General features: G+C 68.3%; 31 protein-coding genes. 13 read left to right on the forward strand and 18 right to left on the reverse strand.

What is annotated here, in order from left to right; all coding sequences use genetic code 11:
• Positions 1-10 precede the first annotated feature (10 nt).
• Entirely contained in the window at positions 11-529 is a 519-nt protein-coding gene (locus ACWJI3_RS12135; RefSeq protein ID WP_094513131.1) for an allophycocyanin subunit beta, read from the reverse strand.
• A gap of 200 nt (positions 530-729) precedes the next feature.
• Here ACWJI3_RS12135 and ACWJI3_RS12140 point away from each other — a divergent pair, with 200 nt between their 5' ends.
• On the forward strand, positions 730-2013 hold the full coding sequence (locus ACWJI3_RS12140) for a type I glutamate--ammonia ligase (RefSeq protein WP_480203815.1): 1284 nt from the start codon (positions 730-732) through the stop codon (positions 2011-2013).
• Positions 2014-2121: 108 nt separating this feature from the next.
• The gene (locus ACWJI3_RS12145) at positions 2122-3198 is read left to right on the forward strand and encodes a class I SAM-dependent methyltransferase (RefSeq protein ID WP_094513476.1); all 1077 of its coding nucleotides are present in this window, start codon (positions 2122-2124) and stop codon (positions 3196-3198) included.
• Between the two features lie 9 nt (positions 3199-3207).
• On the opposite strand, the gene ACWJI3_RS12150 is transcribed toward ACWJI3_RS12145, so the two are convergent.
• Positions 3208-3495, reverse strand: coding sequence for a hypothetical protein (locus tag ACWJI3_RS12150; protein ID WP_094513133.1), 288 nt, complete (start codon positions 3493-3495; stop codon positions 3208-3210).
• 9 nt (positions 3496-3504) lie between these two features.
• Between ACWJI3_RS12150 and ACWJI3_RS12155 the strand changes: the two genes are divergently transcribed.
• On the forward strand, positions 3505-3906 hold the full coding sequence (locus ACWJI3_RS12155) for a DUF6439 family protein (RefSeq protein ID WP_480203816.1): 402 nt from the start codon (positions 3505-3507) through the stop codon (positions 3904-3906).
• 86 nt (positions 3907-3992) lie between these two features.
• Here ACWJI3_RS12155 and ACWJI3_RS12160 read toward each other — a convergent pair whose 3' ends face one another.
• Together ACWJI3_RS12160 and ACWJI3_RS12165 are read right to left on the reverse strand one after the other, a co-directional pair.
• Positions 3993-4412 carry an ATP-binding protein gene (locus ACWJI3_RS12160; protein ID WP_480203817.1) on the reverse strand — a complete coding sequence of 140 codons (420 nt, stop codon included), beginning with the start codon at positions 4410-4412 and terminating at the stop codon, positions 3993-3995.
• Between the two features lie 28 nt (positions 4413-4440).
• Positions 4441-5190, reverse strand: a complete 750-nt coding sequence (locus ACWJI3_RS12165) for a GUN4 domain-containing protein (RefSeq protein WP_255101258.1) — start codon at positions 5188-5190, stop codon at positions 4441-4443.
• Between the two features lie 129 nt (positions 5191-5319).
• On the opposite strand from ACWJI3_RS12165, the gene psb28 reads away from it, so the two are divergent.
• The 3 genes from psb28 to ACWJI3_RS12180 are packed head-to-tail and all read left to right on the forward strand — an operon-like array spanning position 5320 to position 7789.
• On the forward strand, positions 5320-5703 hold the full coding sequence (gene psb28, locus ACWJI3_RS12170) for a photosystem II reaction center protein Psb28 (RefSeq protein WP_255141153.1): 384 nt from the start codon (positions 5320-5322) through the stop codon (positions 5701-5703).
• A complete protein-coding gene (locus tag ACWJI3_RS12175; RefSeq protein WP_255141152.1) occupies positions 5700-6779 on the forward strand; it encodes an AI-2E family transporter in 1080 nt (359 codons plus the stop codon). The genes psb28 and ACWJI3_RS12175 overlap by 4 nt, the downstream gene beginning before the upstream one ends.
• On the forward strand, positions 6776-7789 hold the full coding sequence (locus ACWJI3_RS12180; protein WP_255141151.1) for an AI-2E family transporter: 1014 nt from the start codon (positions 6776-6778) through the stop codon (positions 7787-7789). The genes ACWJI3_RS12175 and ACWJI3_RS12180 overlap by 4 nt, the downstream gene beginning before the upstream one ends.
• A gap of 82 nt (positions 7790-7871) precedes the next feature.
• Here the strand turns inward: ACWJI3_RS12180 and ACWJI3_RS12185 are convergent, their stop codons facing one another.
• The 7 genes from ACWJI3_RS12185 to rsmA all read right to left on the reverse strand — a co-directional run bounded on the left by ACWJI3_RS12185 (position 7872) and on the right by rsmA (position 14065).
• Positions 7872-8054, reverse strand: coding sequence for a hypothetical protein (locus ACWJI3_RS12185; RefSeq protein WP_255101255.1), 183 nt, complete (start codon positions 8052-8054; stop codon positions 7872-7874).
• Positions 8051-9049, reverse strand: a complete 999-nt coding sequence (gene secF / locus ACWJI3_RS12190) for a protein translocase subunit SecF (RefSeq protein WP_255141150.1) — start codon at positions 9047-9049, stop codon at positions 8051-8053. Before secF ends, ACWJI3_RS12185 begins: the two co-directional genes overlap by 4 nt.
• Positions 9050-9055: 6 nt before the next feature.
• Positions 9056-10573 (reverse strand): protein translocase subunit SecD, encoded by a 1518-nt coding sequence (gene secD / locus ACWJI3_RS12195; RefSeq protein ID WP_255141149.1) that lies wholly within the window; start codon positions 10571-10573, stop codon positions 9056-9058.
• A 1-nt stretch (position 10574) separates the two neighbouring features.
• On the reverse strand, positions 10575-11558 hold the full coding sequence (locus ACWJI3_RS12200) for a pyruvate dehydrogenase complex E1 component subunit beta (RefSeq protein ID WP_255101252.1): 984 nt from the start codon (positions 11556-11558) through the stop codon (positions 10575-10577).
• Positions 11559-11824: 266 nt separating this feature from the next.
• Positions 11825-12133 (reverse strand): DUF3082 domain-containing protein, encoded by a 309-nt coding sequence (locus ACWJI3_RS12205; protein WP_094513478.1) that lies wholly within the window; start codon positions 12131-12133, stop codon positions 11825-11827.
• 56 nt (positions 12134-12189) lie between these two features.
• A complete protein-coding gene (ispE, locus tag ACWJI3_RS12210) occupies positions 12190-13185 on the reverse strand; it encodes a 4-(cytidine 5'-diphospho)-2-C-methyl-D-erythritol kinase (protein ID WP_255141148.1) in 996 nt (331 codons plus the stop codon).
• Between the two features lie 13 nt (positions 13186-13198).
• Positions 13199-14065, reverse strand: a complete 867-nt coding sequence (gene rsmA, locus ACWJI3_RS12215; protein WP_255141147.1) for a 16S rRNA (adenine(1518)-N(6)/adenine(1519)-N(6))-dimethyltransferase RsmA — start codon at positions 14063-14065, stop codon at positions 13199-13201.
• A 330-nt stretch (positions 14066-14395) separates the two neighbouring features.
• Here rsmA and ACWJI3_RS12220 point away from each other — a divergent pair, with 330 nt between their 5' ends.
• Positions 14396-14644: a hypothetical protein gene (locus tag ACWJI3_RS12220; protein ID WP_198948297.1), complete on the forward strand. Its 249-nt coding sequence runs from the start codon at positions 14396-14398 to the stop codon at positions 14642-14644.
• A gap of 15 nt (positions 14645-14659) precedes the next feature.
• On the opposite strand, the gene ACWJI3_RS12225 is transcribed toward ACWJI3_RS12220, so the two are convergent.
• Positions 14660-15058, reverse strand: coding sequence for a YraN family protein (locus ACWJI3_RS12225; RefSeq protein ID WP_255141146.1), 399 nt, complete (start codon positions 15056-15058; stop codon positions 14660-14662).
• A 50-nt stretch (positions 15059-15108) separates the two neighbouring features.
• Between ACWJI3_RS12225 and ACWJI3_RS12230 the strand changes: the two genes are divergently transcribed.
• The 3 genes from ACWJI3_RS12230 to ACWJI3_RS12240 all read left to right on the forward strand — a co-directional run bounded on the left by ACWJI3_RS12230 (position 15109) and on the right by ACWJI3_RS12240 (position 16545).
• Positions 15109-15627, forward strand: a complete 519-nt coding sequence (locus ACWJI3_RS12230; RefSeq protein ID WP_255141145.1) for a pentapeptide repeat-containing protein — start codon at positions 15109-15111, stop codon at positions 15625-15627.
• Between the two features lie 18 nt (positions 15628-15645).
• The gene (locus ACWJI3_RS12235; RefSeq protein ID WP_255141144.1) at positions 15646-16077 is read left to right on the forward strand and encodes a hypothetical protein; all 432 of its coding nucleotides are present in this window, start codon (positions 15646-15648) and stop codon (positions 16075-16077) included.
• A 282-nt stretch (positions 16078-16359) separates the two neighbouring features.
• Positions 16360-16545, forward strand: a complete 186-nt coding sequence (locus ACWJI3_RS12240; RefSeq protein WP_094513153.1) for a hypothetical protein — start codon at positions 16360-16362, stop codon at positions 16543-16545.
• Positions 16546-16713: 168 nt separating this feature from the next.
• On the opposite strand, the gene ACWJI3_RS12245 is transcribed toward ACWJI3_RS12240, so the two are convergent.
• Positions 16714-17511: an MBL fold metallo-hydrolase gene (locus ACWJI3_RS12245; RefSeq protein WP_255141143.1), complete on the reverse strand. Its 798-nt coding sequence runs from the start codon at positions 17509-17511 to the stop codon at positions 16714-16716.
• 29 nt (positions 17512-17540) lie between these two features.
• Positions 17541-17693, reverse strand: a complete 153-nt coding sequence (locus ACWJI3_RS12250) for a hypothetical protein (protein WP_198948298.1) — start codon at positions 17691-17693, stop codon at positions 17541-17543.
• A 195-nt stretch (positions 17694-17888) separates the two neighbouring features.
• Between ACWJI3_RS12250 and ACWJI3_RS12255 the strand changes: the two genes are divergently transcribed.
• On the forward strand, positions 17889-19616 hold the full coding sequence (locus tag ACWJI3_RS12255) for an NAD(P)/FAD-dependent oxidoreductase (protein WP_255141164.1): 1728 nt from the start codon (positions 17889-17891) through the stop codon (positions 19614-19616).
• Here the strand turns inward: ACWJI3_RS12255 and ACWJI3_RS12260 are convergent.
• Complete coding sequence (locus tag ACWJI3_RS12260; RefSeq protein WP_094513159.1) at positions 19582-19944, reverse strand: AbrB family transcriptional regulator; 363 nt, start codon at positions 19942-19944, stop codon at positions 19582-19584. The genes ACWJI3_RS12255 and ACWJI3_RS12260 overlap by 35 nt on opposite strands.
• Positions 19945-20133: 189 nt before the next feature.
• Between ACWJI3_RS12260 and ACWJI3_RS12265 the strand changes: the two genes are divergently transcribed.
• On the forward strand, positions 20134-21834 hold the full coding sequence (locus ACWJI3_RS12265) for an FAD-binding domain-containing protein (protein ID WP_255141142.1): 1701 nt from the start codon (positions 20134-20136) through the stop codon (positions 21832-21834).
• Here ACWJI3_RS12265 and pgeF read toward each other — a convergent pair.
• The 3 genes from pgeF to ACWJI3_RS12280 are packed head-to-tail and all read right to left on the reverse strand — an operon-like array spanning position 21813 to position 24830.
• Positions 21813-22640: a peptidoglycan editing factor PgeF gene (pgeF, locus tag ACWJI3_RS12270; protein WP_255141141.1), complete on the reverse strand. Its 828-nt coding sequence runs from the start codon at positions 22638-22640 to the stop codon at positions 21813-21815. The two genes, ACWJI3_RS12265 and pgeF, sit on opposite strands and share 22 nt — an antisense overlap.
• A 10-nt stretch (positions 22641-22650) precedes the next feature.
• On the reverse strand, positions 22651-23538 hold the full coding sequence (locus tag ACWJI3_RS12275) for a Tab2 family RNA-binding protein (RefSeq protein ID WP_094513170.1): 888 nt from the start codon (positions 23536-23538) through the stop codon (positions 22651-22653).
• Positions 23535-24830 carry a S1 RNA-binding domain-containing protein gene (locus ACWJI3_RS12280; protein WP_480203934.1) on the reverse strand — a complete coding sequence of 432 codons (1296 nt, stop codon included), beginning with the start codon at positions 24828-24830 and terminating at the stop codon, positions 23535-23537. The genes ACWJI3_RS12275 and ACWJI3_RS12280 overlap by 4 nt, the downstream gene beginning before the upstream one ends.
• A 61-nt stretch (positions 24831-24891) precedes the next feature.
• Here ACWJI3_RS12280 and ACWJI3_RS12285 point away from each other — a divergent pair, with 61 nt between their 5' ends.
• Complete coding sequence (locus tag ACWJI3_RS12285) at positions 24892-25689, forward strand: creatininase family protein (RefSeq protein ID WP_094513176.1); 798 nt, start codon at positions 24892-24894, stop codon at positions 25687-25689.
• Positions 25690-25746 lie beyond the last annotated feature (57 nt).

Raw genomic sequence — 25746 nt, forward strand, 5'->3', positions numbered from 1 at the left:
TGGAGCGGATTCAGCGGCAGCGCACGTCGAGCGCAGACAGGCCACGGGCCATGTGATCGAAGGGGACCCGCACGAGCGGAGCCGGATCAAAACCGGCTTCGGCCAGCCGCTCCATCACCACATCGGCCAGCAGCGTGATGCTGCGCACCGTGGGGCCCGTGGGAACTCCCAGGCTCTTGTAGGTGTCGTCGAGACCGTTCAACACCCGCTCGTTGAGAATCGTGGCGTCGTCGGCGATCAGGGCGTAGCTGGCGTAGCGCAGGAAATAGTCCATGTCCCGCAGGCAGGCCGCCAGGCGCCGGGTGGTGTAGGCATTGCCGCCGGGCAGCAGCAGCTCGGGATCCTGCTCGAACAGGCGCCGGCTGGCTTCCCGCACGATGTCGGTGGCTCCCTGGTTGATGATTTCCACAGCCATGAGCCGTTGTTCGCCTTCCGCCAGGTAGGCGGAGATGCGATCGATCGCGTTCCGATCGAAATAGCGCCCCAGCTGGTCATACCGGCCGATCAGACCGGTGATGGCATCGCGCATGACGTTGAAATCGACGCACCTGGGCTGGAAGCTAGCACTGTGAAATGCCCAGAACCCTGTCCAGCTGAGGGATCTGCCGAATCTGACAGAAACGGTTACGCAGGCCGTTCGGCCTGTTTCAGCCCCGCCGGCCCTACGGGGGCCGGGGTCATGCTGGTCTGCTGGTCCCCACTTGCGCTCCTCTTCCTTCCCTTTCGCCCATGGCTCTGACCGTCGATGACGTCCTGCGCCGGCTACGTGATCAGGCGATTGAACGGGTCGATCTCGGCCTCTGCGACCTGTCCGGCCGCTGGCATCACCTCACCGTGGCCGCCGAGCTGATCCAGCCGTCCAGTTTCAGCGAAGGTGTGTCCGTTGCAGCCCTGCCCGCCGCTGGCTTCGGCGGGGAGTCGCTCGCGGCAGGGGATCTGCAGGAAGCGGCGGTGGTGCTCGATGCCGCCAGTGCCTGGCGTGATCCGTTCCTCCCCACCGCACCGCTCAGCCTGTTCGGCTGGATGCGCTGCCGCTCCGATGGCCATCCCGGCTGCGCCCGCTCGCTGGCCAGCCGCGCCACCGAGGCGCTGGCCAGCTCTGGCCTGGCGGACACGGCCCTGTTCCAGGTGGCTCCGCATCTGCTGCTGCGTGGCGCCGGTGAACGCTCCGCCGGCCGCATCCCCCTGGGGGAGCACGGACAGGCAGCAGCGTTGCCGGAGCGGTCGCTGGCCTTCCGCAGCGAACTGCTCTCGCTGCTGGGCACGCCTGCCCCCCTGCAGGCCGCGGAGCTGCTTCCCGCTGCCGATGGCCTGATGCGGCTCGGCTACACCGCCCATCATCTGGCCGCCTGTTGCGGGCTGTCAGCGGCCCTGGTGGCGGCGGAGCGGCCGGCGGAGGCGGCCGGCTGCCTGCCGGTGAGCCAGAGCCTTCGCAAGGCCCGCCTGCCGTTGTTCTACGGCGAAGGCACCCGCGCCGATCTCTCCCAGACGGCCCGCTGGTACATCGGTGGGCTGTTGCTGCATGCCCCGGCCCTGCTTGCCCTCACCGGCACCGGTGCGTCGATCGATGGCGGTTGGGGGGGCGCAGGCAGCGCTGCGCCACTGCGCCGGGCCTACGCGCCAGGGGTTGGCAGCACCGTGGTAGGTCTGCCGGTGGCCCGGCCCACGCCGGCCAGCCAGCGACTGGCGTTCGTGGCCATTGAGGCCGCTGCCAATCCCTACGTCTCCTGGAGCGCCCTGCTGCTGGCGGGCCTCGATGGCATCCGCCGCCAGATCGATCCCGGCGGGATCCAGGTGCTCGATCCCTCCCATCCGCCGGCGGAGGCCCAGCCAGACCCGTTCCCGCCGCTGCCCACGCACCCGCTCGCCGCGCTGGAGGCTCTGGCCACGGACCATGCCTTCCTGCTGGAGGGTGACGTGTTCAGCAGTGCCTGGATTGCCTTCTGGATCGAGCGACAGCGGCGGCGACTGCCGCTGGCCCCACCTCAAGGGGAGCCGTTCCGGTCGGTCTGAGCCCGCGATCAGACCGGTTTCGCCGGAAGATTCGGGCGCGTGGGGCTCGCGACCTCCGCGGCGATCCGCTGGAATGAAGCCGATGTGAAGGGATGTTCCCGCGCCGCCATGCCCGATGCCGTGAGCAAGCTCGCGTACCAGACCCTCCAGCAAGGCAAGAGCTTGGTGGGAGTGGCGCACAAGGAGCTGAGCACCCGTCTGGGGCAGCTGCTGGCCGCCGACGGGGGCCCGAAGACCGTACCGGTGCCACCGGAGATGCTCAACCAGCTGCGCGCCTCCATGGACCGCTTGCTGGAACTCGACTGGCAGGAAGCGGAGCGGGGGGTGTATCCCGCCTCGCTGTTGTTCGATGCCCCCTGGCTTGACTGGGCCACCCGCTACCCCTTGGTCTGGCTCGACCTGCCCAACATCTGGAGCCGGCGCAGCCAGCGCAATGTCCGCGACCTGCCGCGGGATGTGGAGCCGGAGAACTACCCCGGCTATTACCTGCAGAACTTCCACCACCAGACCGACGGCTACCTGAGCGACCACTCCGCCGCGCTCTACGACCTGCAGGTGGAGATCCTGTTCAACGGCACCGCCGATCCGATGCGTCGCCGTCTGCTGGCGCCGCTTCAGCGGGGCCTGCGGGCCTTCGCCGATCGTCGTCCGGGTCAGCTGCGGGTGCTTGATGTGGCCGCCGGCACGGGCCGCACCCTGCGCCAGCTGCGCGGGGCCCTGCCCGGGGTGCAGCTGGTGGGCCTCGACCTCTCGGCCGCCTATCTCCGTGAAGCCAACCGCTGCCTGAGCCAGCTGCCGGGTGAGCTGCCCCAGCTGGTGCAGGGCAATGCTGAGGCCCTTCCGTTCGCCGATGGCTCCTTCCAGGCCGTCACCTGCGTGTTCCTGCTCCATGAACTTCCCGCCGAGGCGCGGCAGAACGTGATCAACGCCTGCTTCAAGGTGCTCGAGCCGGGAGGGGTCCTACTGCTGGCCGACTCGATCCAGCTGGCCGACTCGCCCCAGTTCTCTGCAGCGATGGAGAACTTCCGCCGTGTGTTCCACGAGCCCTATTACCGCGATTACGTGGGCGACGACATCGAGGCCCGGCTGCAACAGGCCGGTTTCGAGGCGGTCACGGCCCAGACGCATTTCATGACCCGGGTCTGGTGCGCCACACGCCCTCGCGAGGCAGCGGTGACGGCCTGAGACGGCTGCTCAGCGCTTCAACCACAGTGCCAGCAGCATTCCGGCTCCCCCCCAGCGCAGGGCTTTCCACACCACTTCCTCCTGCCAGTTGGAGGTGCGCAGGGCCTTGGGCAGCGGGTCGAGCAGGCGTTGGCCCAGTTCAAGCCGCTGGCGCAGGCGCCGGGCGCCGCTGCTGTTGTCGTCCGGCTTGAGCCGCTCGGCCCGGGCGGCCACTGCCAGCATGCGTGAGAGGCTGTGCAGCCATCCCCCCGCCTGGCGACTGGAGGGACGGCTGCGAGGGGTCAAACCGCTGGTCATGCCGCCAGGATGGATCCCTCCCCTTGGTTTCGTCCAGTGCCGATGCACTCCGGCAGCTCTGCCCTCTCCACCGGCCCCTCCACCGGCACCGCCACCAGCACAGAGCCCTCCTCCGGCACTGGCCCTGCAACCGGATGGCCGCCGGGCAGCCGTGAGCTGGCCGAGCAGCTGCAGCGTCTGCTGGTGATTGATGGCCGCGACTGGCATGCGCACAAGAGCCAGAAGCCAAGGCGCGCGGCCGAGCAGATCGCCTCGGCGCTGGTGCATCTGCTCAGCGAGGCCAGTCCGGCCCACCGCCGCGACCCTGTCGCCCATGCGGAGGCGATCGCCTTGCTGGAGCACGGCCTGGGCTGGCTGAAAGGGGAGCGAAGCGACCCCGGCTGCCCGAGCCATGGGCACGGCTCCCGGTAGGGATCATCCGGTCGTGTTGATCCGGCAGCGATCCGCAGGCAGTGATCCTCAGGTCGTGGGCACCAACCAAGGACCCTGCTGAGCACTCAGCCCCGTTCGGGCCGGATCTGCACCGCCAGCTGCAGGCGGTTGCCCCGGTCGCTCCAGCGCACGTCGTCGAAGCAGTGGTGGATGAGGAAGAAACCACGGCCGCAGCAGGAGCCGGGTTCCTCCGGCAGAACGCTGGTGCGCCGCGCTGTCGGCACGCCCGTGCCTTCGTCCTGGATCTGCCAGATCATCCAGCGCGGGGTCTGGATGCGACGGATGCGCAGGCACTTGCCCGGATCGCCGCCGTTGCCATGGCGGACGGCGTTCACCAGGGCTTCCTGCAAGCCAAGCTGAAGCTGGGCCAGGTTGTGGGCCCTGCGCATCGGCTCCAACAGCAGCTCCAGGAGCGGCGCCAGTTGCAGGGTGGAAGGGGTGATGAAATCGGTCCAGCGCAGGGATGGGACCAATGGCCGGGGCATCGACTCCGCTTTCCGCTCTGGCTTGACCCTAACGCCGTGCGCCGTTGCCCTCAGCGACACCCTTCACGCGCTGTTGCAGCGCCGGATGGCTGAGCAGCGCATCCATCAGCCGCACGCCCCGGAGCTGGTTGATCAGGGGCATATGCCCATCCGGTGCCTCCAGCGACCAGGTGAAAGCCTTGGGGTAGCGGGTCCAGAGGCCCTCCTCCTTCCAGCCGAGCTTGGGCCACAACCGCTCCCAGCGGCCGCCGCAGGCCTGCAGCAGGCGCCCCTGTACGGAGAAGCCGAAGCGTCCGCGCGAATAGCAGAGCCAGAGCCGGTCGAGGGTCTGCAGATCGATGCCGCTGATCGGTGGCACCTCGCTGAAATAGACGTACCCGCGGGCCTCGGCGGCGGGCCCGGCCAGCTGGCGCAGGATCGAGCTCGTGCAGCGATCGGCCAGCTCGAAGGCCTGCTCGCTCAGGGCCGCCTGCAGAGGCTGGTAGTCGATGCCGCTGCCGGTAGGGGTTTCCAGCCACCCCTGGGGGTACCGGCCGCGGAAATCGGCAGCCAGGGGGTCGGTCTCGCTCAACAGCCAGTGGATCAAGGCGCCCGGCACCCAGTCGTCGCCGCTGGCATCAAGCCCCGCTAAGCGATCGATCAGCAGAGGGCGCAGCTCGGTGCGACGTGCCTCCAGCTGGGCCAGCAGGCTGCGCTGCTGCCGTGGGGAAGCGCTGAGGAACCGCTCCAGCAGCTGATCGGCTGTGACCGTGGCAGAGGCGGGTGGTCCGGAAAGCATGGCGTTCAGCCAGCCAGAGCAGGGCCAGCGTGTTGCCCACTATGTCAGCCGAGCCCTACGGGTCGGAGACGACGCACCGTGAAGCGCCGATCCGGCTCTGCCTAGGATCGAATTTTCCACCCCTCTGCGATGACGGCTATTCAGTTCTTCCGCGGGGTGGACGAACCCGTGATTCCCGACATCCGGCTGACCCGCTCCCGCGACGGCCGCACCGGCCAGGCGATGTTCGTGTTCGAGGAGCCGGAAGCACTGGCCCCCGAAAGCATTGGTGACATCACCGGCATGTTCCTCCTTGATGAAGAGGGGGAGCTCGTGACCCGTGAGGTGAAGGCTCGCTTCGTGAACGGCCGCGCCAGCGCCATCGAAGCCACCTACACCTGGAAGAACGAAGAAGATTTCGAGCGCTTCATGCGTTTCGCGGAGCGCTATGCCGCGGGCCACGGCCTTGGCTTCGCCGGCCAGGACGACGAGGCTGACGCTGGAGACCCTGCTGCGGAGTCGGATCCGGCTTGAACTTCGGGAACTGGCTTGGGTTCGCCGCCACCATCGCCGCTGCCGCACTGCTCTGGAGCCTGCGCGGTGTGGTGATTCAGGTCTTTGCCGCCGTGGTGCTGGCCATGGCGATCTGCACCCTGGTGGGATTCGTGCAGCAACGGTTGCGCTGCAACCGCTCGCTGGCGCTGTTGGTGAGCGTGCTCGGGCTGGTGGTGGTGCTGTCCGTGGCCATCGCGGTGCTCATCCCCCCCTTCGCCGAGCAGTTCGGACTGCTGCTCACCAAGGTGCCCGCCGCCGCCGCGCTGCTGCTGAAGATGGGCCGCGAAACCCTCTCCTGGGGGGGGACGATAATCTATGGCCAGCAGGACACCCGCCTTGATTTCGGGTGGCTGACCTCCCTGTTGCCGGCCGGCGGGGACAGCACCGCCGCCCTGGCCGGCGGGATCGGCCAGGGGGCAATGCGGCTCCTGGGTCTGGCGGGAAATCTCGGCAGCGGCGCTGTGCAGCTGCTGTTCGTGGTGGCCGTGAGCCTGATGGTGGCGGTGCAACCCACCGCCTACAGGGAAGTGGCGGTATTGCTGGTGCCCTCCTTCTACCGTCGCCGCTTCCGCCGCGTGCTCGAACTCTGCGGCACCGCCCTCAGCGACTGGATGGTGGGGGTGTTGATCAGCTCCTGCTTCGTGGCGCTGCTCTCAGGCATCGGCCTCTGGCTGCTGGGGGTGAATCTTGTGGTGGCCAATGCGTTGCTGGCCGGCCTGCTGAACGTGATCCCCAATGTGGGACCCACCTTGAGCACCATCTTTCCGATGTCGGTGGCGCTGCTCGATGCCCCCTGGAAAGCGGTGGCGGTGCTTGGCCTCTATCTGGTCATCCAGCATCTGGAGAGCTATGTGATCACTCCTTCGGTGATGCATCACCAGCTCAAGTTGCTGCCCGGCCTCACCCTGTGCGCCCAGTTCCTGTTCACGGTGATGTTCGGACCGATCGGATTGTTGCTGGCGCTGCCGTTGGCGGTGTGTCTACAGGTGATCATTCGTGAAGTACTGATCCACGACGTGCTCAACCCCTGGCAGCTTCAGCGTCGGCTTTCATGAAGCCTCGCGCTGTGCTCGGACTCCTGGGCCTCGTGGTGCTGGGGCTGCTCCTCTGGGAGCTCCGCTGGGTGCTGTTGGTGCTGTTCGGAGCCGTGGTGCTGGCCGTAGCGCTCGATGTGCCGGTCACCCAGCTGCGCCGGCGGCTGCCGATCAACCGGCCCACCGCCCTGTTGTCGGTGCTCTTGGTGTTGGTGCTGCTGGGCTGGAAGGTGTCGGAGCTGCTGTTGCCCGAGCTGGTGGAGCAGGCCGGTGAATTCACGCGCCTGGTGCCGGAGCTGGTGCAGCGCTTGGGGGAACTGGCCGGTGGGATCAAGGGGTTCCAGAGCCTCGAGCAGCAGTTCGCCAGTTTCACCACGTTGGACAGGCTGCAACCGCTCGGCACCCAGTTGCTGGGGGTGGCAGGGAGCACCGCCAATACCACCATCCAGGTGCTGCTGATGGTGCTGCTGGCTTTGCTGCTCGCGCTCGATCCCCGCAGCCACCAGCGCCTGCTGCTTGCCGTTTCCCCGCGCTTTGCCCGCCCCGGCATGGAGAGCCTGCTGCACGATTGCCGTCAGGCCATGGGCGGCTGGCTGGCTGGCATGACGATCTCCGCCGTCACCGTTTTTCTGCTCACCTGGGCCGGCCTGGCGCTGCTGAGGGTGCCGCTGGCCCTGCTCAGCGCCTTGGTGTGTGGCCTGCTCACCTTTGTGCCCACGATCGGTCCCACGGCCGCCACCTTGCTGCCACTGGCGGTGGCCCTGCTGATTTCCCCGGCCAAGGTGCTGCAGGTGCTGCTGCTGCGCCTGCTGCTTCAGAACCTGGAAGCCTTCGTGCTCACGCCCGTGCTGCTCAGCCGTACGGTCAACATGCTGCCCACAGTGGCACTGATGGCCCAGCTCTGCATGGGCGCCCTGCTGGGCCTGCCCGGGGTGCTGCTGGCCCTGCCGCTGGTGGTGGTGCTGCAGGTGATCTGCCAGAAGGTGCTGGTGGAACAGGTGATGGACCGCTGGACGCTGGAAGCGCCTTAGCTGGTTTCCCAGGCAGGGGGCGAAGTGTGGCTGTGATCGCTGCCCAACCCACGGATCGCTGCGATCCACACGCTTGCTGCGTTCAGCGGAAGCGGTTGAACAGCTCAGGCGCCAGCACCAGCACGCCGATCGGCAGGGGATGGCGGCTCACCGCGGCGATCACGGCGGCCATGGTGAAGTGATCACTGAGCAGCAGGAATTCGGTCCTGAGTTCAAGCAGCGCCAGCAGCACGAGCACCACCGGCACAAAGGGAATGCGGCTCATGCCAGCGGGCTGCGCGCCCGGTTCGATGCTGTGATCAGGCTGAGCAGGGTGGGCGCCACGCCGATGCTCGACCAACTCCCGACGGCGATTCCAGTGGCGAGCGCCACGGCAAACCAGAACAGGCTGCTGCCGCCAAAGAAGATCATGCCCAGCAGCGGCAACAGGGTGGTGAGCGAGGTGTAGAGCGAACGGGTGAGCGTGGCATCCACGGCCACATCCACCTGATCCTCGATGGGAAGGTGGCCGAGCAGGGATTTCTGCTCCCTGATGCGATCGAACACCACCACGGTGTCGTTGACGGAATAGCCAGCCACCGTGATCAGCGAAACCGCGAACAGCGAGTCCACCTCCACGCCCAGCACCAGGCCCAGCCAGGCGAACAGCCCGGCCGTGATCAGAACATCGTGGCCGAGGCAGAGGATGGCCAGGGAGGCGAACAGGCGGTCGTAGCGGAAGCTGATGTAGACGGCGATGGCCGCGAAACTCACCAGCAGGGACACCAGACTGCTCCTCAGCAGCTGGACACCCAGGGTGGGACCGATCGTTTCCACCGAGGTGTCTCCCGGAAGGAACGGGCCAATCCGGCTGCTGAGCTGGTCGATCAGGGCCGTGCTCTGATCGGCACTGAGGGTGGGCATGCGCAGGTCGATCGAGCGGCCGCCATCAAGCACCTGCAGAGGGGCGCGCTCGAGCTGGGGTGCGGCCACCCCGGCCTCCTCGGGCAGCTTCACCCGGGCAAGCTGCTCTTCCACCTGCGGCGCCGTGAGCGGAGTGCAGCTGGAACCACAGGCCCTCTCCAGCTGGATGCGGGTGCCACCGGTGAAGTCGAGGCCTGGCCTCAGCGGCAGGCCGATCGACGGATTCAGCCAGCTGAGCAGCAAGCCAATCAGGCTCAGCAGGCAAGCCGCTCCTGAGGCGGCCCAGGCGAGACGGCGATGGCGATTGATGCGGAAGTAACGGATCGCCGGAACTGAATCCGCGGCTGTGGGGCTCATGGGAATTCAGGCGGCAGGGGAGGGAAGCTCGCTGCCCGGGAGGAAGTAGGTGGGGCGTCGCAGCGAGGGGTAGCTCATCAGCAGCCGCAGCAGGGTGCGGGTGCAGGTGAGTGCGGTGAACAGGCTCAGCACCAGGCCGATCGCCAGGGTGACGGCGAAGCCTTTCACCAGGCCCGTGCCGAGGGCGAACAGGGCCACGCAACTGATCAGGCCGGTGGCGTGGCCATCGATGATTGAGGAGAAGGCCAGCGAGAAACCCGTGTCGATCGAGCGGATGAGGGTGTTGCCGCCGCGCAGCTCCTCCTTCACCCGCTCGAAGATCAGCACGTTGGCATCCACCGCCATGCCCACGCTGAGGATGAAGCCGGCGATGCCCGGCAACGACAGCGTGACCGGAATCAGGGCGTAGGCCGCGAGGTTGAACAGGGCATAGAGGAGCAGGGCCAGCACCGAGACGAAGCCGGGCAGGCGATAGACCACCACCATGAACACCGCCACCAGCGCCAGGCCGCCCAGAGCCGCCACCAGGCTGGAGCGGATGTTCTCGGCCCCGAGCGTGGGCCCCACGGTGCGCACTTCGATGATCTTGATCGGCAGGGGCAGGGAGCCACCGCGCAGTTGCACCTCCAGATCCCGGGCTTCTTCGGCGGTGAAGTTGCCGGAAATGCTCGCGGCGCCACCGGTGATCCCAGCCGCCTTGAACTGTTCGCCCACGCTGGCCTCGCTGATCGAGCGTCCATCGAGCACGATGCCGAGCAGTCGGTTGGTGCCCGCGATCGATTGGGTGAGGCGTGCGAAGGCTTCCCCTCCGGCGCGGTTGAAGTTCAACGTCACATCCCAGCCGGGGCCATTGGTCTGCTGTTGGCGACCGGCTCCTGTGAGATCACGGCCCGTGAAGGCGGCCGGTTCATAGAGAGCCACGATCCGCTTGTTCACTTCGGCCAGGAGCAGTTCGAGCTGGTCGGCTTCGCTGGCTCCCGCCGGCACTTCCAGGCCCAGGGCGCTGAAGGCCTTGGCCATTTCCTCAGCGGGGAAGCTGGGGGCTGGCGGGGGCGTGGCGCCCGGAGGGAGCCCGGGGGTGGAAGGATCAGCCGGGCGCCTGTTCTTCAGCCGGCCGAGCACGGCGGAGGCCTGGGTTTTCAGGCGCAGCAACCCTTGCATTTGCTGCTCTGTGCCGGGTTTCTGGACCCGGAACTCCAGCAGGGCCGTGGTGCCCAGCACCCTGGCGGCGCGGCTGGGATCCTGCTCACCGGGCAGCTGCAGCAGCAGTTGGTCATCGCCGACGCGCTGCAGGGTGGATTCGGCCACCCCGAGGCTGTTGATGCGGCGATCAAGCACCTCCTGCACCGCTTCGAGCTGCTCGGCCTGCACCTGCCGAATCGCGCCGGCCGGCATCACCTGGAGGGTGAGCTGGCTGCCGCCGCGCAGATCGAGGCCGAGCTGAAGCGGAAATGTGACCAGGACCACCCCGGCGGCAATCGCCAGGGCCAGGATCAGGGCCACCCATCCTTGCTGGCGTGCCATCTCAGAGGGTGCCTGCTTTGAGGCGCCGGGCGGCCTCCACGATCTGGCTGGGCTGAATGATCGTGAGGTTCTCCAGACCGCCGTTGTAGGGGGTGGGGATGTCCTGACTGGAGAGGCGCAGGGGACGAGCGTCGAGATCGTCGAAGCAGTGTTCGGTGATCAGGGCGATCAGCTCGGCGCCGATGCCACCGGTTTTCATGCACTCCTCCACCACGATCACCCGATGGGTCTTGCGGATCGATCGGCTGATCGTCTCCATGTCGAAGGGTTTGAGGCTGATCAGATCGATCAGCTCCACATCAACACCCTCGGCTTCGAGTTGCTGCACTGCCTTGAGGCAGTGGTGGCGCATGCGGGAATACGTGAGGATGGTTACGTCCTTGCCTTCACGCACCACATCGGCCTGATCAAGGGCGCAGATGTAATCGCCTTCAGGGATCTCCTCGCTGAGGTTGTACAGCAGCACGTGCTCGAAGAAGAGCACGGGGTTGTTATCGCGGATAGCGGCCTTCATCAGGCCCTTGGCGTTGGTGGGGGTGCTGACGGCAACGATCTTGATGCCGGGCACGGCATGGAAATAGGCTTCAAGCCGCTGGCTGTGTTCAGCCCCGAGCTGACGCCCCACTCCGCCGGGGCCGCGCACCACCGTGGGGATCGTGTAGTTGCCGCCGCTGGTGTAACGCAGCATCCCCATGTTGTTGGAGATCTGGTTGAAGGCGAGCAGGAGGAAGCCCATGTTCATGCCCTCCACGATCGGCCGCAGGCCGGTCATGGCTGCACCCACGGCCATGCCCGTGAAACTGTTTTCCGCGATCGGGGTGTCGAGCACGCGCAGCTCGCCGTATTTCTCGTAGAGGTCCTTGGTGACTTTGTAGGAGCCGCCGTACTGACCCACGTCTTCGCCGAACACGCAGACGGTGGGGTCTTTTGCCATCTCCTCGTCGATGGCGTCGCGCAGGGCGTTGAACAGAAGGGTTTCTGCCACAGGGGAGATGCGGACCCGGCGCAGGTGCCGGAAGTGGGGCCAACTTATCTCAGGCCCGCCAGTCGCAGCCTCGCTGCGTTGGAGGGGAGGTGCAGGCTCGCTGGTCTGAGGGCTGCCAGGGTGAAGCCGGTGCCGCTCAGCCGCCGGCCGCGAAGGTGGCGAGCAGGAGCACCGACAGGATCATCCCCGGCGAGAGCAGCAGGGCCAGCAGGCCGAGATCGTGAGGGGTCATCGCAGCGGTGGGGGAACCGGTGGTGGCAGCAAGCTTAGGAAGGCTCGGTGGAGCTGGCGGGCAAGAGGCTGCGAATGAACACCAGGAACAGGCCCAGGCCCACGAAGGCGAAGCTGAAGGTGGCCAGGAAGCTCATGCCCACGATCAGGGTCTTCATGGCGGTGCCGATGCTCTGGGCGAACGGTTTGCTGTAGTGCGGCGGATGGAGGGCGAAGTAGGTCACCACCCGTTGGCTGAGCAGCAGGCTCACCCAGGCCAGGGCGCCGCTGGTGACGGCACCGGAGAGGAAACTGAGCGGCCCCTTGCGGGGCGGAGCGGTGGGTGAGGCGGCGGCCGCTGGCATGCCGCTGCTGGAGCTGTTGCCGGAGGTGCTGCCGGGGTCGGTCTGCTGGGGGTCGCTCATCGTGGGGCGTCGGGATCGGGGACGGAGCCGGCCGGGGGCATGGCCTGATCGCTGATGACCCTGGCACCTGCCGGCGTGAAGCGGCAGCACCAGGCGTCGAACCCCGCGGCCTGCAGGGCCGGAGCGAGCTGCTGCTGGGCCGCAGCGGCTTCAGCGGCGCTGCTGAACAGAGCGAACAGGCTGGGCCCGGATCCGCTCATCGCCACGCCGAGGGTGCCGGCCAGGCCGCGCAGCAGAGCCAGGCCCTCGCGCACGCTGGCCTGCTCCGGCTCCACCACGGCCTGCAGATCGTTGCGCAGGGGCGGCAATCCGCGCTCCCCCCGCAGGGCGGCCAGCAGCGGGCCGCCGCGCAGGTGCTCCCGGCGTTGCTCGAAGTCGGCCTCGCAGTCGAGGTAGAAGTCGCCGCGCAACTCCCGGCAGCGCCCATAGGCCCACGGCGTCGACACACTCACCGCTGGATCCTTGATCAGCAGTACGGCCAGGGGATCGTCTGCCGCCGGCACCGGCTCCAGCTGCTCTCCCCGCCCGAAACACAGCTGGCCCCCCCCGGCGAGGCAGAACGGCACATCGGAGCCCAGCTCCGCCGCCAGTTCCAGCAGGGTCGCCGGGGGGAGATTCATGTTCCAGAGTTGGTGCAGGCCCACCAGGGCGGCAGCCGCATCGCTCGACCCTCCCGCCAGCCCGGCTCCGATCGGGATGCGTTTTTCCAGGTGGATGTCGGCGCCCCGCAGCGGCCCCTCCAGCCGCTGCTGCAGCAGCAGGGCGGCGCGGCTGATCAGGTTCGTGCCGTCCGTGGGCAGTCCCGGGCAGTCACAGCTCAGTTGGAGGCGGCCATCGTCCCGTTCGTGCAGGATCAGCCGGTCTTCCAGATCGATGCTCTGCATCAGCATCGCCAGCTCGTGGAAGCCATCCGGCCGCAACCCGAGCACTTCGAGGTGCAGGTTGATCTTGGCGGGAGCAAGAACGGTGAGGCTGCGGCTCAGTGCTGCCATGGGTTGCGTTGGGCTACGGATCGGGATGGAGGCTCGCCTTGTCTGCGCTGAGAGGGGCGGCTGGCGCCGAGGCTTCGGCCTGATTCAAGCCCTCCGCCAACGCCACCCAGCGCTGGGGCTCCAGGTCCTGGGGGCGCTGCTGCAGATCGATGCCGGCACCAGCGGCCAGGGCACTGAGCGCCTCCGCCGGCAGCAGGCCCGCCAGGGTGTTGCGCAGCATCTTGCGCCGGGCTGCGAAGCAGCGCCGCAGCAGCCGCTCCACCGTGGCGGCCACGGAAACGGGCAGCCGCTCCGCCAGTGGCAAGGGCTCGATCACGATCACCTCCGAGTGCACCCGGGGCGGCGGCTGAAAGCAGCGAGGGGGCACGGCGCACACGCCCTTGCAGCGGGCCATCAACTGCATGCGCACGCTCAGGGCGCTGTAGGCGCTGCTGCCTGCACGGCAGCGGATGCGTTCCCCCACCTCCTGCTGCACCAGCAGCACCAGCCGCGAGTACGCCGTAGTGGCAGGGCGGTCGAGCCGGCCCACCAGCCGCTCCAGCAGCGGACCGGTGATGTTGTACGGGATGTTGGCCACCACCTTGGTGGCCAACGGCAGCTCAAGCTCAAGCACATCCCCCTCCAGCAGGCAGAAGCGGGGATCGCCGCCAAACTGCTGGCGCAAGCCGACCACCAGGTCGCGGTCGAGTTCCACTGCCGTGAGGCTGGCCAGGGGGGTTTGCAGAAGCCGTTCGGTCAGCGCCCCCCGGCCCGGCCCCACCTCCAGCACCCGGTCGTGGACGTCGAGTTCGGCCGCCTGCACGATGCGATCGAGCACGCCGGCATCGGTGAGCCAGTGCTGGCCGAAGCGTTTGCGGGCCCGGTGGCCGCTGAAGGTCATGACCCTGGGCGTGAGATCTCCCACATTGCCTTCCGGTGCGGCTAGAGAAGGTGCAGTGACGGGGACCGGGCGATGGCTGCATTGGTACGCGTTGAACCCATGGCACCCGTTGAACACGCTGAGCCCGCAGAGCGGGTGGAGCCAGTGGCATCGGCGGCTTCGGCCACGGCTGGCTTCCCTGAGGCCGTTGTGATTCCGCTGACCTCAAGGTCCGCTGGCGTCCCGCCGGCTGCCGTGAGCCCTGCAGCGCTCATTCGAAGCCGGGCGCGGCAAACAGCGCACCCTGGCCGTCATTCACTGGCCTGGGTCGGCTGGATCGGCGCTTTGGCCATGCCCCTGCTGAGTGGTCCGGCGCTGGCTGGCAGCGCCACCGCCGATTCCGTCTGGGACCGTGACAACGCCAAACAAAGGGCCATGCAGCAGGTGCCGGCGGGCGCCACGGTCACCAGCACGCGCTGCGAAGACTTTTCGGTGGGAATGGACAACACCCGCTACCGCTGCACGGTGGAGTTCACCGTTCCCGATCCGTCGGTTCCCGGCACGAGCACGCCCGCCCCCGCTGGCCTGTCCAGCCCCTGAGCGGACCACCCGCGCTCACCATTCGAGCCGCAGCCAGCACACCGGTGCCCGGGCCGGTGGCAGCGGCACCAGCGCGCACACCGCTTCCACCGGCAGGTGCCTCCAACAGGGGTGTTCGCACAGCCAGCACGACCAGGCGGCCGCCAGCCGCTGCCGTTTGCGTCGATTCACGCTGGCCCTGCCCCAGCCATCGGCACCGCTGCGGCGCCGGCCCTTCACCTCCACCAGCAGCAACCGGCCCGGCTTCAGCAGCACGAGGTCGAGTTCGCCCCATCGGCACTGCCACCGCTGAGAGAGCAGCCGCCAGCCGCGCGTCTGCAGCAGCCGCAGCGCCCGCTGCTCCGCCCAGCGGCCGGGCACGGTGCAACGGCTGCGCGCCCGGTCGGCGCTCTGTTGCGGTCGGGCTCCTTTCACGAAGGGCCAAGGCGTGTGTTCCTAGGGTTCCCTCTCTGTCCCTTGCTGCCATGGCCTCCCCGCTGCGCTGCCGCGCCGGACTTCCTTGCCGTTCCTGGCTTGCTTCGCTGCTGCTGGTGCTGGCGCTGGGCGTGGCGCTATTGCCGGCGGCGCCGGCCCAGGCGGCGATGGACTATGCCAAGCAGGTGCTGATCGGCGCCGATTTTCATGGCAGCGATCTGCGCGGGGTCACCTTCAGCCTCACCAACCTGCGCGAGGCCGATCTTTCCGGTGCCGATCTGCGGGGGGCCACCCTGTTCGGTGCGAAATTGCAGGATGCGGATCTGCACGGTGCCGACCTGCGTGAGGCGACTCTTGACTCCGCGGTGCTCGATGGCACCGACCTGCGCGACGCCTTACTGGAAGATGCCTTCGCGTTCAACACCAAGTTCAACGCGGTGAAGATCGATGGCGCTGATTTCACCAATGTTCCCTTCCGGGCCGATGTGCTGAAGAAGCTCTGCCTCGATGCCACCGGCACCAACCCCGTCACCGGCCGCTCCACCCGCGCCAGCCTCGGCTGCGTCTGATGGTCCTCCTTCCGTGCCATGAGCTTTGATCCACGCAGCCTTGAGCGGCTTCGCGAGCTGGGCCGCCAGCTTCCCCAGCCCTTGCCGGCCCCGCAGGCCCGCCCCGCTGCCGCGCCGCAGCAGCGGCTGCATGCGGTGGAAACCGAGCAGGACCCGGACAAGCTGTTTCATGAGCTGATCAAAGCGAGCCCCGATGGCTTGGTGCCCCCCCATCTGATGGAGCGTCTTGCGACGCTCGAGACCGCCAGGCGGGAGCGTCAGCGCCAGCCGCCGCCGGCGGGTGCGCCTGCTGGAGCAGCAGCAGCACCGGCGGTTCCTGGGGGCCTTGGCCCCGCCCGAACGCCCCGGACCCCCCTGGCGGGCGCCCCCGCTGCCGCCGCCATAAAGGAGCACGAGCAGCTGTATCGCGAGTTCCATTCGCTGCTGCTGGAAGACGAGCCAGACAGCTGACCCGAACGCTGACTGCCGGGTGCCGGCAAGGCTGGACAGGCGCATCTGCAGCCGCTGGCCTTGCTTGGGCTGGGCAGGCACTGGGTCAAGCGCCAGTGTGTCAGCGCCGCGATCGGCCGACAGTCATGATCCGCATTTGCCGACTCATGCGACTGCGATGTGACTGGCTGTCAATTGCTCGCAATCTTCCGATACATTTCGGGGGTCAACCTTCTCCCTTCTGTGTTGGCCCACGCCGTCGCTCACCAGCGAGGCCTTCGTTCCCGTTCCCCTCTTCTGCTGATGTCTGTTCAACCCGGTGAATTTGTGCTTCTGGCCAGCCAGGCCGGCACCAGCTTCCAGGTGGTGAGCGTCGATGACATCGACGACCGCTGCTGGGTGCGCCGCTGGCCGCTCACCCGCAGCGGCTCGCCCCCGTTCGCTGTGCCGATTGCCGCTGTGATCAGCCTGCGCGCCGCTGCCGCCTGATCCCCGCGCCCGCCCCCTTTCCCTTCGAGGCCCCACCATGATCCCGATGCAAGCGATCCTGCTCAACAGCCTGCTCGGCAAGGGGTTTCGTTGCCTCCTGCTGGGAGCCTGCACCGCGCTGCTGGCGGAAATGCTGCTCAGCACCGCCGGATGAGCTCACTGGTCGCGTCAGCTGGCGGCGGTGCCTGAACTGGCGCCACCAGCATGGGCCACGGCGGCGGCTGGCTGGCGTTGCTCCAGGCGGTAGCGCTCGCCGGCCCTTGAATCGATCAGCCGGCACCCCTCGGGCAGCATCGCCGCCGCGGCCTGCAGCGATCCCCATAGCCAGAGCAGCCGGTTGAGGGCACCCTCAAAGCGCACATCCCCGCCGGTGGTGCTCACCAGCACGGTGAGGGGCTTGAAGCGCTCCACCAGCTGGGGCAGCACCTGCTGGCCCTTCACGAACGCCCCCACCAGCGGCACACCCAGATCCACCACAGGCGTGATCACGGCGTCCAGCGGCTGCTCCGGCAGGCTGGGATCAAGGAACCCATGCGGTTCCAGGTAGAGACGGCCGCCTGGATGGTCGAACAGGTAGCCGTTTTCCGGCTGCGGCACCGGAGCCCCCTGCGAAGCCGTGAGGCGCAGCTGCTCGTGGCAGTGGCTTTCGCCGTGCGCCAGGGCGGTGAGCTGGGTGAAGCCAAGCGCACGCGCCCGGGCCACCGCCGCGGGAGACCCCACCACCGGAGTGGTCGGCGGGAGCAGCGCCAGGCTGGCGGGATGGCAATGGTCGGGCAGCCCCTGGGTGAGCACCAGCAGATCGACCGGCAAGGGAGCGGGACGCTCCTGTGGCAACTTGCCACGGAAAAACCAGGGGCCAGGTGGAAACTCCAGGGGGCCGGTGAGCCAGGGATCCACCAGCACGCGCAGGGCACCGAACTCGAGCAACCAGCCATTGGCACCGAGATAGGTGGCATGCAGGGCCATGGAGGCGGGCGAGCGGCTGGCCCCGGACGCTAGACGCCTTGCCAGCGCAGGCGCGAGGGGCGCCCACCAGATGCCGCGGGAGCGGGGCGGACCAGTTGCCACAGCAGCACGGCATGGGCGCTGAAGCGCACCGCGCTGAACACCGCCAGAGCGACGCAGAGGGGGCAGTGGGTGAGTCCCATGCGAAAGCGGGAAGTCCCCCCACCCTGGCACCGCTTGGTCTCGGTTGGTGGTGGATGGGTTGGGGCGCACAGCTTTGCAACCCTTCCGGCGGCAACCGGCCGGCCCGGCCGGCGCGACTCGGCCTGTGCGAGCGGGGCACGGACTGTTGGAATGAGGGGGTGCGTCAGGCCGCGCCAGGCGCGGTGACAGATCCTGTGTTGCGGCTTAGCGAAGTCAAGCTCCCTCTCGATCACGGGGAGGAGGATCTGCGCCAGGCGATCCTGCGGCGGCTGGGGCTTCCCGCGGCCGCTCTGCTCGGCCACCGCGTGGTGAAGCGCAGCGTGGATGCCCGCAGCAAGGCGGAGATCCGCTTCAGCTACAGCGTGGATCTTGAGCTGGCCGACGAGAAACCGCTGCTGCGCCGCTTCCGCAACGATCCGCACCTGCGGCCCACCCCGGACACCACCTACCGCTTCGTGGGCAAGGCTGACGCCGCCGACCCCCAGGATCGCCCGATCGTGATCGGCGCCGGTCCCTGTGGCTATTTCGCGGCCCTGCTGCTGGCCCAGATGGGCTTTCGGCCGCTGCTGCTGGAGCGCGGCAAACCGGTGAAGGAACGCACTGCCGATGCCTTCGGCTTCTGGCGCCATCAGCGTCCGTTCGACCCGGAATCCAATGTGCAGTTCGGCGAGGGTGGCGCCGGCACCTTCTCCGACGGCAAGCTCTACAGCCAGGTGCGTGATCCCCTGCACCACGGGCGCAAGGTGCTGGAGGAGCTGGTGGCCTGCGGAGCGAATGCGGAGATTCTCACCCTGCAGCGCCCCCATATCGGCACCTTCAAGCTGGCCACCGTGGTGCGTGGGCTGCGGGCCCGCATTGAGGCGCTCGGGGGTGAGATCCGCTTCCAGAGCCGCGTCGATCGCCTCGTGCTGGAGCCCTGTGACGGTGAGGGTGGCAGGCAGCAGCGCATCTCTGGGGTGGTGCTGGCCGATGGTTCCGTGCTGCCGGCCCACCACGTGGTGCTGGCGGTGGGACACAGCGCCCGGGACACCTTCGCGATGCTGGAGGCTGTGGGGGTGGCGATCGAAGCCAAGCCTTTTTCGATCGGCGTGCGGATCGAGCACCCCCAGGAGCTGATCGATCGGGCCCGCTGGGGGCCCTTCGCCGGTCACCGGCGTCTTGGACCAGCCGAATACAAGCTGGTGCATCACGGCAGCGCCGGCCGCAGCGTCTACAGCTTCTGCATGTGCCCCGGCGGGCTCGTGGTGGCCGCCGCCTCGGAGCCGGGCCACGTGGTGACCAACGGCATGAGCCAGCACTCCCGCAACGAACGGAACGCCAACAGCGCCATCGTTGTGACGGTAGGCCTCGAAGACCTGGCGCCCTATGGCAAGGCGCCCGGCGACCCCCTGGCGGGGGTCGCGTTTCAGCGCCACTGGGAGGCGGCGGCCTTCCACGCGGCGGGCTCCACCTACCACGCCCCCGCCCAGCGCCTGGGCGATTTCCTGGCCAGCGGAGCGGACGAGATCGACCTGGCCGTTGCTCCTTCTGCCCCGGATTCTCACCCGCCTGGCCCGGCGTCTGGCCTGTCGGCGACGGCCCCCCAGCCCTCCTACGCGCCGGGGGTGCGCTACGGCGATCTGCGCGCCTGCCTGCCCCCGTTCGCCGTGCAGGCGCTGATGGAGGCCCTGCCGGCGTTCGAGCGTTCCATTCCCGGCTTTGCGGCACCCGAGGCCGTCATGACCGGAGTGGAAACGCGCACCTCATCGCCGGTTCGAATTCCCCGATTGGATGATTTCCAGAGCCTCAACATTGCGGGGCTCTTCCCGGCAGGGGAAGGGGCTGGTTACGCCGGGGGGATCCTCTCTGCGGCAATCGACGGCATCAAAGTGGCCGAAGCCGTTGCGCTCACTCGTCTTCGTCGTCGGAGCCCAGCGGGATGAGTCGGATCTGCTTGCGCCCCAGCTTGATCTCGAAATCATCCCCCGGTTTCAGGTCGAGCAGGGCGGTATAGGCCTTGCCCACCATCAGGTTGCCGTTGAACTGAACCTTTGTGGTGAAACTCAGCTTGCGACCGCCTTTTCCTACCTTTGGATTGGCTCCGAAATCCACCCCCTTGGCATTGAGCAGTGCCTCGTAGAAGGCTGTGAAATTCAGGCGCTCACTATCGTTCTTCTTTGTGGAGACATAGCCGCAGGCCCGCACGATGTCGGATTTGCTTGCATCCCCCATCTCCTTGACTTTGGCGAGAAGGTCGGCGCCACTCAACATTGGCCTTTCACCCAGAACCTTCTCATTATCTGATAAACGTTTGTTTGATGCAAGGGTTTTTGCGGTCCTTCAGGGCGCATCGACCACCTCATCTGGTCATGCTCATCGCTATCTCGCCCATGCACCGTGAGGATTCGCGGCTGGTGGTTCCCATGCCCCACGCTGTGGCTTGTCGTTTCCCCCTCGAGTTTGACCCGCACGATCATCTGGTTCCGCCGTGATCTGCGTTGCAGCGATCACCAGCCGCTGCTGGAGGCCAGCCGCCTCGGCACGGTGCTGCCGTTGTTCGTTCTGGACCGTCAGCTCCTGTTTCATCCGGAAACCGGTGTGGCCCGCGTTGCTTTCCTGCTGGCCACGCTGCAGGCCTTCGACCAAGACCTGCGGCGACGGGGCGGCCGCTTGCTGGTGCGTTTCGGTGATCCGGCCGCTGAGCTGCTGCGGCTGGTTCGGGAGGGCGGAGCCACTGGTGTGATGGCCCACACCGACAGCGAGCGGATCGTGGGGCGTGTGCGTGACGCCCGGGTCAATCGCCTGCTGGCCGCCGCCGCTGTGCCGATCCGCTGGGTCGAGCCGGTGGGAGCAGTGGACGCCTTGGTTCCCTATCCCCGCTATCGCCAGCTCTGGCAGCAGGCAGTGGCCCGCACGCCCCTACCGGCGCCCAGGCAGTTGATGGTGCCGGCTCCAGCCGATCCCGACCGGCCTACCGATCCCGCCGATCCGCTCGCGGATCTGCCGGTACCCAGCCTTGAAGCGCTGGGGCTGCAGCCCGATGGCAAACCGCTGCCGCCGGCCGGCAGCGCGGCGGCCCAGTCCCTGCTCCGCACCTTCCTCGAAGGTCCGGCGGCTCAGACCTACTACTGGGAGCTGAGCGTGCCCTCGGCCAGGGTCACCACCGGCCTCAGTCCCCATCTCAAGTTCGGCGTGCTGAGCCCGCGCCAGGTGGTGGCCCGGCTGGCCCCCCTGGTCGATCACCCTGACGATCGCCGGCAGCGCAGTGCCCGGCAGCTGATCAGCCGCCTGCGCTGGGGCACATCGATGGCCCAACGCTTCCGCTACCTGCCTCAGCTGGAGCTGCGCTCCCTCTGGCGCTGCTTCGATCAGGAACCCTGGCCGTTCAACGAGGAGCTTTATGCCGCCTGGAAAGAGGGGCGCACCGGTTTTCCCATGGTTGACGCCGCTGCCCGCTGCCTGCGCGGTTCAGGCGGCTGGCAGGAGCTGAACTTCCGCAGCCGGGCGATCTATGCCAGCTTCCTGGCCAATCTCTGCGGCATCGACTGGCGCTTCGGGGCCCTGCACTTCATGCGCCACCTGATCGATGGCGATTGCCCGATCGATCACTACCAGTGGGCGATGCAGGCCGGTGTCACCCAGCGGGAGGCGCAGGCCTGGACCCGCATCTATCACCCGGGGGCGGTGGCGGTGCAGCGCTGCGATCCCCAGGGGCTTTTCATCCGCCGCTGGCTGCCCGAGCTGGCCGAGCTCACCAATGACCAGCTGGCCTGTCCGCCGCCGATGGCGGCTTACCCTGCCCCGATCCTGAGCTACGAGCAGGCCCGTCGCGAGCGGATCCGCCAGCTGGCGGCACGGCGCGAGGCGGCGGATCCGGCCTTGAACCCCGCCCGACAGATGGCGGCGATGCCGGGCCAGCCGGTGCCCTTCGGGGCCGACCGCCTCCCTGCGGCGGTGGTGGCCTGGGCCCAGCAGGAGCGGGCCGAGCTGTTCCCGCCACAGCTGGAGCTCGCCGCACTCGACCCACCAGCGCAGGTTGCGCTCGAGAGCTGGTTTCGCCCTGGGGTGCGGCCGGGCCCCACGCGCCCGGCGGCTGCGTCGCGCCACCGGCGTGGCTCGAGCGGCCGGGTCAATCCCGATCAGCTGGAGCTGTGGCCGTAGCCCTGGGACACGATGCCGCTCCACTGCACCGCCTTGACCTGGTCCCGGCGCCAGGAGTGAAACAGCAGCGGCTCCGAGCTGGTGCAGAGCGGGCAGACACTGATCTGCTCGTCATGCAGTCCGGCCGCACGCAACTGGGCAGCGGTGGCGCGGCGGATGTCGAGGCGGTCGTGATCGGGGTGGGCATCGGCCTGGCGGGCACCGGCTTGCGCCAGCTGCTCAAGGGCTGTCTCGCTGGGCAAGGGAGCAGGAGAGACCGCTGCGGCCACCTGCAGGGAGACGGAGCGGTGCACCTGGTAAGCCGGGCCGCTGATGGCCGGGCCCAGGGCCACCCGCAGGTCGTGGCACCGGCTGCCGCCGGCTTCAAGCCGCTCGATCGCCGCCGGCACGATCCGCCCCGCCACCCCCCGCCAGCCGGCGTGGCAGGCTGCCACCTGACCGCTGCCCAGATCGGCGATCAGCACGGGCGTGCAATCGGCGCCGCACACCCACAGGCTCTGGCCGCCCGCATCGCTCACCAGCCCATCAGCCTCGGGCCAGGGCTCGGCGATGGCCGCCGCGGCAGGCACCACCGCTGCGCCGTGAATCTGACGGGTGCGGTGAACGCTGACCCCGGCGCTGATGAAGCCGGCCAATTCGTGGGGCCCCCGGCCACTCCACTGGCGGCTGAAGAAGCCGTGCTCGAAGCCGGAGAGCAGATCGGCCTGAAGGTAATAGCCCCCGTAGGTGCCCACCCACGTCCAGCCGGCGAGGGCATTGAAGCCCAGGTCTGTGCGATCAAAGGGGGGCGTGGTGGCTTCGGCCATGGAGTGGCGCTCAGCCGGCAGGGAGATCGCGCAGCAGCCAGAAGCCTTCGAACCGCTCTGAGCGCTCGTCGCTCTGGATGGCGAGGAACTGCAACCCACCGGCCTCGTCCCGGGCGGCCACGAAGGCCTGTTGGGCGGCTTCCGCCTCGGCGGGGTCCAGGCGACCCAGCAGCCAGCTGTTCTCCAGCCCCGCCTCCAGCACCAGTGCGCCCGCATCGAGACGCAGGCGCACGGGCTCAAGCCCGGCCACCCAGCCGGCGATCGCCAGGGAGCGTCGGGCACTGAACACCCGGATGCCAGGTACGGATGCCGTGTCGCTGAGCTGGGCGGGCAGGGGCACCAGCCCATCGAAGCCCACGTCCCAGCCGGCGGCTTCGCGCAGGTCGGCCACGCTGAGGGTGGCCCAGCTCCAGCTGTCGCCGCGCACCGCTTCCGGCAGCAGCATGGCCGGCGCCTGGGGCGGCAGCGGGGCAGGCGCCAGCGGACCTGCCATGAAGCCCTCCTCCATGGCATACACCTGCTGCTCCCGCTCCTGCAGCCACTCGATCAGCGCGTAGCAACGCCGGCTCGGCACGGTTTCAAGGCCGATGGCGTCGGCGGCACGCTGCACCATGGTGCGCATCGAGGCGCGCCAGCACCGCAACCGGCGCGGCGCTGCCAGGCCCTCGGCGGCGGCGGCGGTGAGGGCCTCGGCCAGCGCCTCCTGCAGCCAGATCGAATTCACGCTGGTGGCCGGACAGACCTTGACCCACCGGAACGCCGACCGGGAGTTCCCAAAGGCTGGGGTGCTGCAGATCAGCAACTCCCAGCGCTTCTTGCCATCGGCCTCGAGCACGGGCCTGGAGTAGTAGTCGAGTTCCCAGTCGGCGCTGGGTGCTGCGGTGGCAGGACCGCTCATTCCGGCGCCTGCTCCTGCTGCCGCAGGGTGAGGCGGGCCCGGTTGGCTCGATCGCCTGCTTCCAGCAGCACCTGTTCCTTGTTGATCAGCAGTTCACCCGGCTGGTTTTCCAGCAGGGCGGTGTTGAGGGCTATGCGGCCGCGGCCGGGGTCCACGGAGGTGATGATCGCCTGGACCCGATCGCCCTGATCGAACACCTCGCGCAGTTCGCGCAGGGTGCCGCCGGTGATGCACGACTGGTGCAGCAGGCCGCTCACCCCGCCGAGATCCACGAACAGGCCATAGGGCTTGACGGCCACCACCTGACCCTCCACCAGCTGGCCCACTTCGATTTCGGAGAAGCGGGCCGCTGTGGAGGCGCGCTTCTCGGAGAGCACCAGCTTGCGGTTGTCGGGACTCACCTCCAGGAAGGCGGCGCCGAGGGTCTTGCCCACCAGCTGCTCGTGGTTTTCGCCGTCCTGGAGCTGGGAGCGGGGGATGAAGGCACGCAGGCCCTCGAGGTCGCAGGTGACACCGCCGCGGTTGAAGCCGGTCACCTTGACCTGCACGACCTTGCCCTCCTTCTCCATCTGGCGCACCTTTTCCCAGCTCTGGCGCAGAGCGAGGGCGCGGGCGCTGATCGTGACCATGCCATCGGCGTTCTGCTCGCGGGTGACGAGCACCTCCACCGCCAGGCCTTTGGGGAAGCGTTCCTTGATGTTGGTGATCACACCGAGGCCGCATTCGCTCTTGGGCATGAAACCCGGCGCCTTACCGCCGATGTCCACATACACCCCATCGCTTTCGACGCCGATCACAACCCCGGGCACCACCTCGCCGGAAACGCCCACCGGCTCGTTTTCGTCAAGCGCGGCAAGGAAGGCTTCTTCGTCGAAATCGAAATCGTCCACCTGACGGGCCGGCGCCGCCGGCTGGCCGGATGCCGCTGCTGCCGCAGGTGCTGTTTTGCGTGCCGCTTTGCGGCCGGTTTCCGGGGCGGGTCCCAGCAGATCGGCCATCGTCAGGCCTTCGAGGCTGGCGGTCTCGAAGCGGTCGTCGTCGGAGATGGCGGCGGCTTCCGGGGCCTGGGGCGCCGGCCGCACGGCCATGGGAGCAGCCACCGGTGTGGGCGGATCAGCGGCGATCGGGGCACTGGTGTCGACCACCGGCTCGTCGTCCTTGCGGCTGATGTGCAACACCTGCGGGGGCTTGCGCACCGGAGCGCCTGCGGGTTGCCGCGGCGCCGTCGGGGGCACGGGACGCCGGCTTCCTTCCCGGGGCTGTCGCGGCTGCTGGTTGCCGGAGCCGGCCATGGTCCAAGGGAGCAGACAGTTGCCCACTGTAAGGATCAGGGCCGAACACAAGGGTTGGGTCATGGAGCGAGCGCTGGAACGGCTCAGCTGGCCTCAGGTGCGTGCGGCGGCGAGTCGCCCGGGAAGCACCGTGCTCTGGCCCTTCGGCGCCGTCGAGCAGCACGGTCCTCACCTGCCGCTCGGCACCGATGCTCTCTTCGCCGATCGGGTGGCCGATGCCGTGCTTGCCCGCCTGGCGGACGATCTGCCGATCTGGCGGCTGCCGGTGTCCTGGTTCGGCTTCTCACCTGAACACGCTGCCTTCCCCGGCACCTGCAGCCTGCCGGCTGAGCTGCTGATCGCCCAGGTGATGACGATCGGTGCCCAGCTGGCGGCCGCCGGCTTTCAGCGCCTTGTGCTCTTCAACGCCCACGGCGGCCAGATCGCCCTGCTGCAGGTGGCTGCCCGCCAGCTGCGCGCCGCCCATCCGGCACTGGCGGTGCTGCCCTGTTTTCTCTGGAGCGGTCCGGAAGGGATCGGCGCCCTGCTGCCTGAACCCGAACGCAGCGATGGTCTGCACGCCGGCCTGGCTGAAACCAGCCTCATGCTGCACCTGCAGCCGCAGTGGGTGGGGCCCGAGCGCCCCTGCGACGGTCAGTTGCAGCCCCCACCCCCCAGCGGCTGGAGCCTGGAGGGCGCCGTGCCGTACGCCTGGCTCACGGCGGATGTGTCGGCCACGGGGGTGGTGGGCGATGCACGCGGCGCCAGCGCCGCCCTCGGCGAGCAACTGTTCGAGCGGCTGGTGGCGGGCTGGTGTCAGCGGCTGGAATCCCTGCTGGCCAGCCCGTGGCCACCGCGTGGGCGCTTACGCAGCGATTGAACGGCGGCAGACCAGAGATGGCCGGCGGTGGTTACAGTCGAAGCCTTCACGATTTGT

This window comes from Marcopretia estuarina LEGE 06307 (assembly GCF_056633115.1).